We start from the raw sequence: 13433 nt of genomic DNA, 5'->3' as shown, positions 1-13433 counted from the left end.
AAACAAATGATAAAGTCTTTTGCTCTTGCTGCAAGCCTTGCAGCAACCGCTACTCTTATGCCTGTTGCTACCTATGCTCAGGATACTGCTGCCCTCACCTTTGAGGTCTACAATCCGGGTGATGAGGGTTTGTTCCCAGTTACCTCAGTGTTGATTGAAGGCCCAAGGGAAGCGGTTTTGGTGGATGCGCAGTTTCAGCGCCGCGATGCCCGGAACTTAATTTCAATCATTAAGGAAAGTGGCAAGACGCTGACATCGATTTACATCAGTCATGGTGATCCTGATTACTATTTCGGTCTGGATGCGCTTCATGCGGCCTACCCTGATGCGAAGATCGTTGCCACGCAGCCGACGGTAGAGAAGATCAAAGCCACCATTGAGGGCAAGTTTGCTTATTGGGGACCGATCCTGAAAGATGATGCACCACAGGAGTTGATCGTTCCTAAGGTCATTGATGGCAACAACTTTGAGGTGGATGGAACTCCAGTTGAGATTGTTGGTCTTGATGGACACGACCCGTCCCACACTAGTCTTTGGGTTCCTTCAGAGCGTACTGTGGTTGGCGGTGTGCTGGTCTATGACAATTCTCATATATGGCAGGCTGATAATCCGACCTCAGAGAAGCGTAAGGATTGGCAGAAGAGTCTTGATGATCTTCTTGCTCTGAACCCGAAACGTGTGATCCCTGGGCATTTTCTTGGTAACACCAACAGCCAGACGGTGGGTTCTATCGCCTTTACCAAGGCCTATGTGGCTGCGGTTGAAAAAAATGCAGCTCTTGCAACAAACTCTGATGAGCTGGTGTCGCTCATGAAGACAGAGTTTCCAGCACTGGAAGAGCGCAGAACCAGTGACCTTGCTCTTGGAGCCAAGGTGGTGATGGGCGAGATGAAATGGCCTGCTGAATAATCGAAGGCTTCAAGCCCTCGCAGTTTTCTGCGGGGGCTTTCCTGTCATTTTTTTCTAATTGAGCTTACTGAGGCACAAGCACTTTCTTGCTACTCGCCCTTCTTACAGCAGAGCAATCCAGCGGCGGGAGATTTCCAGCCCCAACGCGTCGGCTCTTGGGCCGAATTTTGGTCCTTGCTCTTCCAGAATTTCGTTCCAGTGCGGCACCAGTTCATTGATTGGGCCATGGAAGCAGCCGTTCCAATGGTTCACCTGATCGACAGAGCACTCGAAATGGAACTGGATGGCGTATGTAGCGCGGCCCATTTTGAAGGCCTGATTGGGTGTCATCTCGCTGGATGCCAGATGTACGGCGTCTTTTGGCAGAGTGTAAGTGTCAGTGTGCAGGATGAAGATGTGGTCGTCTTCCTCGAAGGCGGAGATGACCGGATCTTGTTTGCCTTGCTCGGAGACTTGCAGTGGCAGCCAGCCAGCTTCCACCGGATTGCCTAAAATGTTCTCGCCGCCGAATGCGCGTGCAATCAACTGGCTCCCGAGGCAGATGCCCATCACCGGCTTATCAGCTTCGTGAAATGCAAGGATCGTGTCGCAAACGCCTTTCAGGAATGGGAACTCTTCATCTGCTCTGGCATGTTGCAAACCGCCTAAAACAACAAGCCCGCTGAATTTGGAGATGTCTGATGGCAGAGGATCACTTTCTGCCATGACACGCAGATCGATCGGCATTTTCGCTTCATCCAGCGCCTGTCCCAGCAGGCCAAGCGTTACGTTTTCGCAGTTTTCAATAACGAGAACGGTCATTCCAACTTCCTGTCATAAGCAGCTGTGCCTTCTTTGTTGGGCATGCTGCATTTATCATTGTTTGGTAGAAACCCGTCCGAAAACCTCTGTGGGCTTTTTAAGGACAGGTTCTAAGCTTCGTTTTCAAAGGCTCGTTTCATGCGTTGTTCCAGACCGCGAACGACCAGAGACAGCGAGACTGTCATGATGAGGTAGAGATACGCAACCACATTGTAAGTTTCGAAGAACTGAAATGTGGAGGCAGAATAGATTTTACCAAGCTGGGTGATGTCTTGCACACCAAGCACAGAGACAAGCGCACTTTCTTTGATGAGTGCGATGAAGTCATTTCCAAGTGGCGGCAGGATGTTCTTGAGCGCTTGCGGCCAGATGATGAAGCGGAACGTGTGCCATCTGGAAAGGCCAAGTGCCCGACCAGCTTCAAGCTGACCGTCATCCACGCTCTCAATACCTGCGCGAAAAATCTCAGCAATGAAGGCAGAGTAGCCGATGGACAGCGCAATGATCGCACGCCAAAGCATGGAAAGATCGCGCACCCGCAGCTTGTCGACGATCTCCCATTCAATCAGCGGCCCCATGATCCAGTTGTAAGCTGCAACCATTTGTGGGGCACCGACAAAGGCAATGTAGAAGAGCAGCACCAGCATGGGTACGCCGCGCATGATCTCGGTATAGAACGAACACAACTCGCGGATGGCACGGTGTTTAGACCCTCGTCCTAATGCGATGACGAGTCCTACAATGCTGGCGATGATGAACGAAACAAATGTGACAAACAGCGTGATGCCGACGCCTCTGAGAAGGGTCTCAAAGATCTGGCGATAATCACCGTTGGCGGCGATGAGCCAGAGAAAGAAAACTGCGAGAACAAATGATGCGAGCAACCACCATGGAAGCTTGTTCAACCGGGATCTTGTGGCAGAACGCATGCCCATCGCGTTTCCTTTAAATCTCGTTTGAATTTCCTGAAGAGATGCGGAAATCCGTAGTCATGCCAGAAGCAGATTGCTGGGTGTATTTGCATGCGAAAATCGCTTTCGACGCTCCTGCAATACCCAGACACAAAATGGCGGGTCGCAAGTACCCGCCAAAATCAACCAGGTTATTGTTAGTTCTTGGACTTATAGTCGAAGAACCATTTTTGGTTCAGGGTATCCAAAGTGCCGTCTTCGCGCATGGAGTTGAGTGCTGCGTTGATCGGCTCGCGCAGATCAGAACCCGGTGTTAGAATGAAGCCGAAGTCTTCAGAGCCGATTGGACCGCCAACCACTTTAAAGCTGTCTGGCGATGCACCCATGTAGCCTGCTGCTGCAGTTGCATCCATCAGCACCATATCGACATCATCAGCACGCAGTGCCTGAACAGAAGCGCCAAAGGTTTCGAACAGCTGAATGCGCTTGTTGTTTTCATCGCCATCCAACACAGCATAAACAGCGGTGTAGAAGTTTGTGGTGCCCGGCTGTGCGCCAACCAACAAGCCTGGATCATCAGCAAAAGCTTTTGAGTTGTCGAAGCGGTCTTCATTGGCCCGCACCAACATGAACATCTCGGAGGTCATGTAAGGATCGGTGAAGTCGATCTGCTTTTCACGCTCTTCGTTGATGGTGATACCATCCATGCCCACATCAAACTGGCCCTGACGAACAGCTTCAATCATGCTGTCCCATGAGGCCAAGCGCCAGTCGACCTTCATGTTGAGGCGTTTCGCAATTTCGTTGAACGCGTCATATTCCCAACCGATGCCTTCACCGGTCTTGGGGTCTGCAAAGTTCAAAGGTGTGTATGCATTTTCGGTTACGGCAACAACGGTGCGGCCCTTCAGATCTGGCAGATCCGTTGCGGAAGCTGCCGCTCCGAAACAGACAGAAAGAGCAAGAGTTGCTAATGCTAGTTTAAATCTCTTCATCATCGGGTATGTCCCCTCCAAGGAAAATTTGGCCACCACGTAGAAAAATCTGGCAGAATCACACCCGGCAGATGTTGACAGTTAGCCGATCAGTGAGCAATAGGATGCAGGTGATTGACCTGTAAAATACCGTAGTTAGCTTGAGTATTTACCCTGCAAATGCAGAGGCGGTCAACGAAAGCCTTGGTGATTTCCTAGGTTGTGCTACTGGTGTTAGAAGATACGGCTAAATGTCGTGGTGAACTTTTATAGACGGATATGTCGGTGCAAAAAGATCCCCTGAACAACGACGAGCCCTATCTTGAGGATGAGCACCACATGCCACTGGGCATAAGTTTGCTCAACTGGATCTCTGTTGGATTCCTTATCTATTTTCTTCTTTGTGCTGTTGGCCTCATTGAAGCGGGCTTTGTTGCTATTGGTCATCAGACAGCCGAACAGATTTTTTCCTATGCTACCAATCCAATTGCAGGCGTGCTGGTTGGCGTTCTCACCACATCTTTAGTGCAGAGTTCTTCTGTCACCACGTCCATTGTGGTTGGCCTGGTCGCGGCAGGAATGCCGATCTCCATTGCCATTCCTATTGTGATTGGCGCCAACTTTGGAACGACACTCACCAACACATTCGTGAGCCTTGGTTATGCGCGAGATCGTGCAGATTTCCGGCGCGCCTTTAGTGCGGCAACGGTTCACGATGCGTTCAACCTGATTTGCCTGCTGATCTTTCTACCGCTGGAGTTGGCCTTTGGCTTTTTGCAGAAGATCGCTATGGCTGTTGGTGATTTCTTTACGGCGCTCGATCCTGCCGACAATCTGATCACCGCAAACTTCAACTTCGTCAATTACTTAACCGAGCCCGTCATTGGAGAAATCCGTGAGTTAGCCTATGGGCTGGCGCAACCGTGGAACGGCCTCGTGATTGCGGCAATTGGTTTTGTGATGATTGTTATCAGCATCACGTTTGTGAGCCAGCTGCTCAAGTTGCTTCTTGCCGGACATGCACGTCGTCTGGCTGAGACGATGACGTCTGTCGCTCCATCCTCCGGCATTTTCACAGGGCTGATCGCGACCTTGCTGCTGCAGTCATCTTCAGCAACAACCAGCCTTATTGTTCCACTGGCGGGTTCTGGTGTTCTGACAACAAAGCAGGTTTATCCGTTCACACTTGGCGCAAATATTGGCACTTGTTTAACAGCAATTCTGGCTGCATTTGCTGTGACTGGTCAGCGAGAGCTGGCGTTTGAGATCGCGATTGTTCATCTGGTCTATAACGTACTGGGTGTTGTGCTGATCTACAGTTTGCCATTCACGCGTTATCTGCCAGTACGCCTTGCCGAGTTTGTTGGTGATTTGGGTGCACGCCGATTTGTGGTGGCCGCGAGCTATGTGGTCGGCATTTTCTTTTTGATCCCCGCTCTTGGCATCTTCCTACTGAGCAGATAACCTAACTCCAGTCATCTTTCCCTATTGCAGCGCTGTGCTCTTTCGTGTGCCAAAAGCTGCTCTCTATTTACATGAGCTTGTTGTTATGCCTTTGCAAAACCGTGTTGCTCCCAATGGTGAGCTGTGTGCTGTCCCTGCCCGTGGCATGTTCATGGGCAATCGTGGTGGCCGTATTCATGATTCAGAGACGCAGAGGCTGACTGGCCGAACGCATGCCTCTCGCAGATGGCTGTGTTGCTCTACCACCTATAAAGACTGGCACCGCGATGTCTGGGGCAAGTTTTATACGGAACTCTTCTTCTTTGACGAGGTGACTGCGCTGGCCGCGGGCCATCGTCCTTGTTTCTTCTGCCGCAAGGAGGATGCACGGCGCTTTGCTGAGCATTGGAAATGCTGCGAAGGATTAGAGGTGGCCCCAAGCTCTGACGAAATGGATCTGGTTTTGCATTCGCAACGGTGCGGGCACAAGAAATCACCAGTTTCCCTTCCACAGATCAATCCGCACGAGGATTGGCCGGAAGGTACTGTGGTTCATTGTGGCGACAGGTTTTATGCTCTGAGGAACCGTAAATGGTGGAGCTGGAGCTTTGAGGGATATACGGCGACTGACCGAAAGTTGCCTGAGGACGTTACTCTTATTACGCCTCCACAGATCATTGCGATCCTGAGAGATGGCTACAGCCCCAAATGGGGCATCTTTAATCTCTAATACTGACCTATAGACCTCTAAATCATTCGTTTTTCAAATGAATAGATGACGTTTATTCATTTGTTTCATCTCGCGATTTCATGCAGGAAGTTGCTTGGAACACTTTGAATTGGCAGGAATATTTCATGACAAGTGCTAGCGACGTTGATGCAGGAATTGCTATTTCTCAAAAGCCTCAAGCACTTAGTATGTTCGATCTCGCCCTTTATGGCACAACCGTATTTGCGTGGGGCTTCAGCTGGTACGCCTTGAAGTTGCAGGCGGTCATTACTCCTGAGATTGCACTTTTCTGGCGGTTTCTGTTTGCAACAATCCTAATGTGGGGCTGGGCCATCTTTGGTGGCCATAAGATGGCCTTTCCGCTGCGGGCTCACCTGAGCTTTGCAGGGCTTGGTCTGCTGCTGTTTTCAACCAACTTCCTTTTGTTTTATCATGGCTCACGAGAGCTGCCATCAGGTTTGCTGTCGGTGGTGTTTTCGCTTGCATCCGTGTTCAACATCGTACTTGGCTTCGTTCTGTTCAAACAGAAGGTAAGCCGTGCGCTTGTGGTTGGGGCTGTTCTTGGTTTCTCCGGCATCTGTCTGATGTTCTATCAAGAAATTGCGGGCAGTACCTGGAATATCGCGGCGTTGGGCGGGCTTGGTCTGTGTGCTCTGGGAACTTTGAGCTTCTGTTTTGGCAACATTGTCTCTGCACGTGCGACAGCAAACAAGATCTCGGTTATCTCAGCCAGTGCATGGGGTATGGTGTACGGCACTGTTCTTCTTGGTGTGAACGGGCTGTTACAAGGTGCGAGCTTTGAGGTTCCGTTTACGCCGGAGTTTATCTGGAGCTTCCTTTATATGGTGGTCATCGGTTCCATCGTTGCCTTTGGAGCTTATCTGACATTGCTGGGCCGGATCGGCTCTGCACGCGCAGGCTATGCGACAGTGATGTTCCCGATTGTAGCGCTTGGCGTTTCCACTGCGATGGAAGGTTACACCTGGACTGCAACATCCATTCTTGGCTTAATGTTTGCTTTGGGTGGGAACTGGATCGTGCTCAGTCGTTCTGCCAAAAAATAAGCCCGGCGTTTTGAACCACCGGACTTAAAGCACTTCAGTAGAGAAGTCGCTTATTCAGCGGCTTCTGTTTCCATTCCGTTATACTCCATCGTGACGTTACCAATGGACGCCACGATGTGATGGCAAAGCGCATCATGAACCGGCTCAATTGCCATTTGAGATCTGATGATGGTGATGTCGCAAGGTGGCAGTGGTGGCAGGCCTTCTTTTTCTCCAAGAATACGCTGTCCCTGACGCAACGCACTGGCTGGCAGGATTGCGATGGCCAGTCCGGCATTCACGGCACCAGCAAGAGCTGCGGCGCTGGCGCTGGTATAAACCACCTGATGCTGAACATTCAAATGATCAAGCGCAGCAACGCCGGCTTGTCTCCATGAACAAGTTGTTGGACCAACCGCAAGGCGCAATGGGCGCTGGTCATGGACGATATGCTCACGAGAGCCAATCCATTGAAGAGGCTCACGGCGCACAATCTGTCCTGGTACACTGGTACAGTCACCGCTGGTGACAATTCCCACGTCCAGATCACCCTTTTGGATTCGTCGCCCAATTTCGTTAGAGCTGGAACATTCCACATCCAAATTGATGCAAGGGTTCAGCCGATTAAATGCTGCAAGTACTTGTGGCAACAGTCGTTCTGCGTAGTCATCTGGCAGCCCGAGTCGGATTCGTCCGGCGATCTCAGGTTCATGAAACGCAGAGAGCGTTTCATCATTTAAAGCAACCATGCGCCGCGCATATTCGACAAGACGTCTTCCGTGTTCTGTTATCCTTGAGTTACGTCCGTCTTTCACAAATATTGGTTGTCCGATACGCTCCTCAAGCTTCTTCATTTGCATGGAAACAGCGGACTGAGTTTTATGTACGGCATCGCCAGCCTTGGTAAAACTTCCCAATTCTGCGACGGCCAGAAATGTTCTCAATTGATCAACATCGATCGAATAAGGCATGGGCTCCCTCCCATTTAACGATGATCAATCAATCACGATCTTGAATGGATTTCAATCGAAAACATTCTCTTGTTTGTCTACAACTTTTCGGTGATATTTGACGCATCGAACGACACCGTTCCCTCTTTTTTTAACCCCCTATACCAGTTCCAATGGATGGCCAGAGCAGCCTATCCAAACGGGAGAGTGATACCATGACGCTTGCATTCCCTACCCCTTCTGAATATCGCAACCCAAATCGCGCTAATGCAGGCACCTTTGAACCACTGACGCTGGCTCACACGTTGCACCTGCTGACAGCTTTGCCTCTAAAGCTCTGGAAACACTATCAGGATCGTCGCGCAATGGTTGAGCTTGCACGCTTGGAAGACCGTATGCTGGACGACATCGGCATTACTCGTGATGACGTTTTCAGCGCGCTTTCTGCTGGCGATGGCAAAGACCCAAGCTGGCATCTACGTATTCGCGCCAGCGAACGCCGCTGCGCCGAAATGGAAAAGCGCCGCCAGCGCGCATAATTTTTGTGGGAGCCTCAATTGGCGGCTCTACCCCTAATTGAACCGCCAAAAATTCATCACCCACATATGAAAAGGGCCTGCATTGCGCAGGCCCTTTTTCTTTTCCGATAACTCGGACTTATTCTTTGCAAGCCACTCAGGCAGAGGCTGCTGTTTTCTCAAAGGACTTCGCCAGATAATCACTCAAAGCGTTTGCTGCTTTGAAATGGCTTTCCTTACCGCGAACCAGCTTGACCACGTAGTTTGGTAGCTGCGGCAGGCCTTCCAGTTCCAGCAGCCCAGCATCAGATGCAACAAGAGATGAGCGCGGCTGAATTGTGATCGCCATACCGCTTGCTGCTGTCATTTCAACAAGACCTGGATTGCTTGAACTGTATTGGATACGGAATGCGCGTTCATCATCCTCAAGCGCTTCAACAGCAGCTTTTCGAATGCGGCATTGTTCCAGACCAACAGCCAATGGCAATTCTCTTTCACTGGCAAGTTTGAAATTGCTGCCAGCTGCCCAAACGAGACGCTCGCTGGAAAGAACACTCCCCTCACCAGCTTCGGCTTCATCTGCGAGGCTGCCGATGATGGCAAGATCCAGTTTGCCTTCTCCCAAAGCCTTACGAAGATCTGCTGCCGGTGCGCAGACGATGGATGCTTCAGCTTTTGGATTGTTCTTAGAGAACTCGAAGATAATCTTTGCGGTTCTGGTTTCGTCAATGCCTTCCGCAAGACCAAGACGAACCTTACCGGTCACTTCGCGCTCCGAGAACATAGCTAATGTCTCGTCATTCAAACGCAGCATCTGACGGGCATGGCGCAACAGTAGCTCGCCATCCTCTGTCAGTTTCGAGTGCCGCCCTTCTCTCCGGAAGACCGTGCGCTCAAGCTTATCTTCCATGCGACGCATTTGCATGGAAATCGCTGATTGCGTTTTATCAAGTTCTTCTGCTGCTCTTGTGAAGCTCCCAGTATCCGCAATCATTACCAGAGTTCGCAGAGAATCTAAGTCTAATAGTGCTGTCATGTCCCCAATCCATAACAATTTGATATGAATATACAGCAAACTGGTGGAAAGAAAACCGAGAGTTGGAATATAATACTTTATTATCGCAGTCTTTTCCCTCTTTTAGGGAGCTTAAGTCGATTCATCACAATAATTAATATAATCAAAATTGTTCTTATTCTGGGTTAGACTCTCGAAAGAATCCAATAGTCAAAATAAAACCCGAAAGAGATCAATCGACTTGGAGTTACGATATAAAAAACACCTAGTAATTCTCTCTAAGATAGAGAGTTATGCTAGATTAATTCATGCCGGTTTGTATTAGCTTGGACGATCAGGCTAGTTCTGAACTCTCGGTCTGAACGGAAACGGAGGAAATTGCAGTAAACAACTTCCTCAATTAGTGATCTTCATCACAAAAAGTTATCCTCAGGTATATGTGAAATATTGTTACCTACGAGATCGAGTTGGCCAAAAAACGTCGCAATATTGCTGCCAAGCCTCGCCCTGAGCTTGTTGCATTGCTGCCAAACCTCCAGACAAGGATGGCACACCCGATTCCTTCGCAGTGGATTGATGCGCCTTACGGCCTGATCCGTTCCCCGGAGACGATGGCTTCTTGGCTCGTGTGTTTTGCGTTGTAGATTCTTTTGGTGACTCATTGTGCTCATCAGAAGCTGAGCTTGTACCCTGCAGAGCATTTGTCCAGAATTCAAGCATCGGATTTTCTAATGGCATCATCTGCGACCAGAAAGCTTCCCGCGCATCCAAGATTGGATTACGCGCAGCATCCGTGTCCTGATGTAACTCTGGACATCCTTTTGCAAAGCCTTGCAAGTAGGCCTCCATCATAGTGCGCTGAGGCCCTGCCAGATAATTCTTCATCATGTTGCCATAGGAAAGCATCAGTAAAATGGGCATTAGCTCCATCCAGCTTTCAACATTCATGGCATCTTTGCGACTGAGGTGGCGTTGCATGGCTGCACTGATATTTTTATCGCCACTGAACATGCTCATGACTTGAGAGAGCATAGCCTGCTGTGGCAATCCGGTCATCCCTTGCCATTTAGACGGATCAGCCCAATTCATGTATGGAAACTCAGGAACACCTGTAGATTTTGCACCCGACTTTCCAGAGGGCGTTTCCTCTTTCTGCATGAAGGGCATAAAACCGTGGCTAGTCTCACAGTAGTCCTTATAGGCTTTTGCATAGTTTTGGCTGAGCATTTCCATAAGGGAAAACATATTGTTATTGGGATGTCGTAACATGAGGTTTTCCCCTCGTAAGCTTCTCACGGCTATTTAATCACTCATCAGACGTAACGTCAGTTCCCTAATTTTGGATGTAGTATTCTGCAAATATTATGTCTAAGAGACGAAATTTGATTGAATTGGGTTCAATAGTGATGCCCGCTCTAAACAATCCGGTAGACATCAACGGCCTCCTCACGGCCACGCAACTGATAATCTCCCAAATGTTTCGTATGAGATTTATCCCTGAGATGGTCCACCGTCGCGTTGCTGGCAAGGGCAATCACTCGGGCATCAGGATCCACCGTTTTGCCAAGCTCCTGTAGACGTGCAGCCACATTCACTGCATCTCCAACGACAGTATAGTTCATCCGTTCAATGGCACCGATGTTGCCGACAACGACTGTTCCTGTGTGAACTCCTATACGCAAGCGTGGCTTTTCAGTCGCGCCCTCCTCGTTTTTGAGCTCTGTCTCCAGCCTTTGCGCAATGAGATGTACCGCATCGATAGCTGCTTGCGCGTGGTTTTCCATGGTTTCCGGAGCTCCCCAAAACGCCATACAACCATCACCAATGTATTTGTCGATAGTTCCATGAGTGTGGCTTATGCAATCGGCAAGCTCCTGGAAGTGTGTGTTGAGTAAGGACGTGGTCTCTTCTGCTGTCAGCTTAGAGGCAACACCAGTGAACCCAGCGATATCAGAGAACAAGATTGTCATCTCACGAAGCTCCGTGCTGTTGAGACCTTCAAATTCTCGCTCCAGCAGCACTCTGACAAGGTCCTTAGGCACATATCTGGAGAATGCGCTCAGAGCCACGCCTGCTGAGTTGAAGGCCTGGTTGGCTTGATCTACCTCTTTAAGTCGCGACCTAGGCAGCGCACTCAACCCTTCCATATTGAGTTTACGGATAGCATTTGCTTGGGTTCCGAGAGCCACAAACGGTCCTGCAAGTCTTCGGCCAATCAAAAACATAAGAAGCACACCGACAGCCAGAAAAGCCGTGGCAGCAACAAAGATTTTGTGCAGATTCTCGAAGGGAACACTGAACTCAGAGGCTAATACATAGCTACCGATGATGATGGGGAAGCGATTTCCGTTTCTCAAATCGTCATAAAGATACAGATAGGTGCCATGGGTAGTTGTGTCGATGTGGGCTTTATAATTGGTGTTGAGAGACCTGCGATTGGCATTTTCGGACCAGATATTGCTCAGAGGTGTGTCCTGCAGATCTGAGATTAATGGGATCGGCTTTGCCTTACTCGGCTTGAAACTCAGAAACGCTTGCTCAGAGCTCGCCAGAACCTGATCTCGTCCATAAAGGATAAACGGAATCTGAGAAGCCCGCCATTTGATGCGAGCCATCAGTTGACCGAGTAGAGATATTGGATAATCCAACGTGAGTTTAGAGATTGTATTGTCGACTGGATTTCTAATGTAGACGGCAAACTGCATAAACGTTTCACCTATGCCCTCATCATAATACGGAGGAGCCCAGCGATGATTGCCGACTTCCATATCCTGTTCATTAGGAGGCATGACCACCATCTGCTGAACCGGCTGGCTCGCGTGATCTAACTGAACCGAGATCCGTCGTCCAGTCGGGAAAGTGTAGGAAATCCGCTTAATATTGGTCTGGCGTGATAGGATGGAAATCAACTGCTCACGTAAAGCTACAGGCGCGTTGTAGATTAGTGGATCTGACAGGACTTCGGCCGCCAACAGCCCCATCCGTTCTTCATTGCGGAAGAAATCTTCAACAACCTCCAGACCACGTTCGACAATGAGAGCCCCGGTTTCGCGCATAATGACGGTTGTCTGACGGTTTGTGGCATCAGATACATAAAGCAGCATGGAACCGCCAATTAAGGCCAGCAGCATCGCCGCACCAATGCTGAAGACAGTGGAGATGGACAGGCGCCATCTTTTGCTGTCTTTCTTTTTTGAGCTCTCTTTTTGGGGCTGCTTTTCAGCGTCAGCAGTCTTGTTGTTCAGGTCCATTCAGGCCTCCATTCGGAGGTACCTTAGAACCAATCTCCCAATTTTGCCTGAACAACGGCCAAAGCCGCGACGGCAGCTGTGTCTGCTCTCAAAATCCGTGGGCCAAGCGGGATAGCATGTACAAATGGTTTGCTATGCAAAAGCGCACGCTCTTCCTCAGAGAAACCGCCTTCCGGGCCGATTAATACGGCCAGAGGTCCTTTAGGAACATCTTTCAGTGCCTCCAACGGATTGTGCGTCCCATGGCCTTCGTCACAGAAGATAATCTGACGATCACCTTCTTCTTGCCCCCACATAGAAAGAAGTTTCTTAAGTTGTTGTGGCTCCATTACGGAGGGGATTGAAAGCACGCCGCACTGTTCGCAGGCTTCAAGCGCATTGGATTCCATGCGCTCCAGCTTCACCTTTGGGTTTTGGGTGAACTGGGTGAGCACCGGGCGTAAGCGCCCAGCTCCCATCTCCACGGCCTTTTGAACCATGTAATCCAGACGCGCCAGTTTCAGCGGTGCAAACAGATAGTCCAAGTCTGGCATCGGTGTCTGCTCACGCAGCTGCTCAGTCACAATCAGCTGACAGGACTTACGCCCCGTCGGCAGTATCTGGGCCCGCCACTCTCCATGCTTGCCGTTGAAGACGAGCACGTCGCCTCCCTCCTTCATGCGAAGGACATTCAGAAGGTAGTTGGCCTGTGCGCGGTCTGCCTCCAATTGAAGGCCTGTACGGAGATTTTGATCGACAAATAAACGTTGCATGCGAAACTCATAGCGGGACATGGGGGCACCATATGCCAAGCACACGGCAGATACCACTTTGCGCTTAAAGATTTGCTGGTGAGAACTCAATGTCTCAACAGGTGGAAGCGCTTCTCACGGTTCCCCTTTGCAATTG

General features: G+C 49.9%; 13 protein-coding genes. 5 read left to right on the top strand and 8 right to left on the bottom strand.

All coding sequences use genetic code 11. The annotated features are described in order from the left end of the window. Window positions 1-6: 6 nt before the first annotated feature. Window positions 7-909 carry an MBL fold metallo-hydrolase gene (locus tag PsAD13_RS07750; RefSeq protein ID WP_063317791.1) on the top strand — a complete coding sequence of 301 codons (903 nt, stop codon included), beginning with the start codon at window positions 7-9 and terminating at the stop codon, window positions 907-909. Window positions 910-1011: 102 nt separating this feature from the next. Here the strand turns inward: PsAD13_RS07750 and PsAD13_RS07745 are convergent, their stop codons facing one another. The 3 genes from PsAD13_RS07745 to PsAD13_RS07735 all read right to left on the bottom strand — a co-directional run bounded on the left by PsAD13_RS07745 (window position 1012) and on the right by PsAD13_RS07735 (window position 3619). Continuing rightward, window positions 1012-1710: a type 1 glutamine amidotransferase gene (locus PsAD13_RS07745; RefSeq protein WP_063317790.1), complete on the bottom strand. Its 699-nt coding sequence runs from the start codon at window positions 1708-1710 to the stop codon at window positions 1012-1014. A gap of 110 nt (window positions 1711-1820) precedes the next feature. Continuing rightward, the gene (locus tag PsAD13_RS07740; protein WP_063302493.1) at window positions 1821-2645 is read right to left on the bottom strand and encodes an amino acid ABC transporter permease; all 825 of its coding nucleotides are present in this window, start codon (window positions 2643-2645) and stop codon (window positions 1821-1823) included. Window positions 2646-2818: 173 nt separating this feature from the next. Further along, window positions 2819-3619 carry a transporter substrate-binding domain-containing protein gene (locus tag PsAD13_RS07735; RefSeq protein ID WP_063317789.1) on the bottom strand — a complete coding sequence of 267 codons (801 nt, stop codon included), beginning with the start codon at window positions 3617-3619 and terminating at the stop codon, window positions 2819-2821. Window positions 3620-3874: 255 nt separating this feature from the next. Between PsAD13_RS07735 and PsAD13_RS07730 the strand changes: the two genes are divergently transcribed. From PsAD13_RS07730 to PsAD13_RS07720, 3 genes are all read left to right on the top strand, one after another. Continuing rightward, the gene (locus PsAD13_RS07730; protein WP_193757737.1) at window positions 3875-5059 is read left to right on the top strand and encodes a Na/Pi symporter; all 1185 of its coding nucleotides are present in this window, start codon (window positions 3875-3877) and stop codon (window positions 5057-5059) included. Between the two features lie 85 nt (window positions 5060-5144). After that, the gene (locus tag PsAD13_RS07725) at window positions 5145-5768 is read left to right on the top strand and encodes a hypothetical protein (RefSeq protein WP_063317959.1); all 624 of its coding nucleotides are present in this window, start codon (window positions 5145-5147) and stop codon (window positions 5766-5768) included. Window positions 5769-5893: 125 nt separating this feature from the next. After that, window positions 5894-6832: an EamA family transporter gene (locus tag PsAD13_RS07720; protein WP_063317788.1), complete on the top strand. Its 939-nt coding sequence runs from the start codon at window positions 5894-5896 to the stop codon at window positions 6830-6832. A 50-nt stretch (window positions 6833-6882) separates the two neighbouring features. Here the strand turns inward: PsAD13_RS07720 and PsAD13_RS07715 are convergent, their stop codons facing one another. Further along, window positions 6883-7782, bottom strand: coding sequence for a LysR substrate-binding domain-containing protein (locus tag PsAD13_RS07715; protein ID WP_057463767.1), 900 nt, complete (start codon window positions 7780-7782; stop codon window positions 6883-6885). Between the two features lie 194 nt (window positions 7783-7976). On the opposite strand from PsAD13_RS07715, the gene PsAD13_RS07710 reads away from it, so the two are divergent. Further along, window positions 7977-8300 (top strand): DUF1127 domain-containing protein, encoded by a 324-nt coding sequence (locus PsAD13_RS07710; RefSeq protein ID WP_057463768.1) that lies wholly within the window; start codon window positions 7977-7979, stop codon window positions 8298-8300. Between the two features lie 136 nt (window positions 8301-8436). Here the strand turns inward: PsAD13_RS07710 and PsAD13_RS07705 are convergent, their stop codons facing one another. From PsAD13_RS07705 to PsAD13_RS07690, 4 genes are all read right to left on the bottom strand, one after another. Further along, window positions 8437-9315, bottom strand: coding sequence for a LysR family transcriptional regulator (locus PsAD13_RS07705; protein WP_063287123.1), 879 nt, complete (start codon window positions 9313-9315; stop codon window positions 8437-8439). 429 nt (window positions 9316-9744) lie between these two features. Beyond that, a complete protein-coding gene (locus PsAD13_RS07700; protein WP_208986492.1) occupies window positions 9745-10563 on the bottom strand; it encodes a hypothetical protein in 819 nt (272 codons plus the stop codon). Between the two features lie 146 nt (window positions 10564-10709). Next, window positions 10710-12545, bottom strand: a complete 1836-nt coding sequence (locus PsAD13_RS07695) for an adenylate/guanylate cyclase domain-containing protein (RefSeq protein WP_063293677.1) — start codon at window positions 12543-12545, stop codon at window positions 10710-10712. Between the two features lie 23 nt (window positions 12546-12568). Next, complete coding sequence (locus tag PsAD13_RS07690; RefSeq protein WP_084404679.1) at window positions 12569-13297, bottom strand: 16S rRNA (uracil(1498)-N(3))-methyltransferase; 729 nt, start codon at window positions 13295-13297, stop codon at window positions 12569-12571. Window positions 13298-13433 lie beyond the last annotated feature (136 nt).

It is taken from the genome of Pseudovibrio sp. Ad13 (genome assembly GCF_001623225.1).
Lineage (GTDB): Bacteria > Pseudomonadota > Alphaproteobacteria > Rhizobiales > Stappiaceae > Pseudovibrio.
The sequence above is the reverse complement of the archived record's forward strand: the minus strand, read 5'-3'. Positions and strand labels throughout refer to the sequence as shown.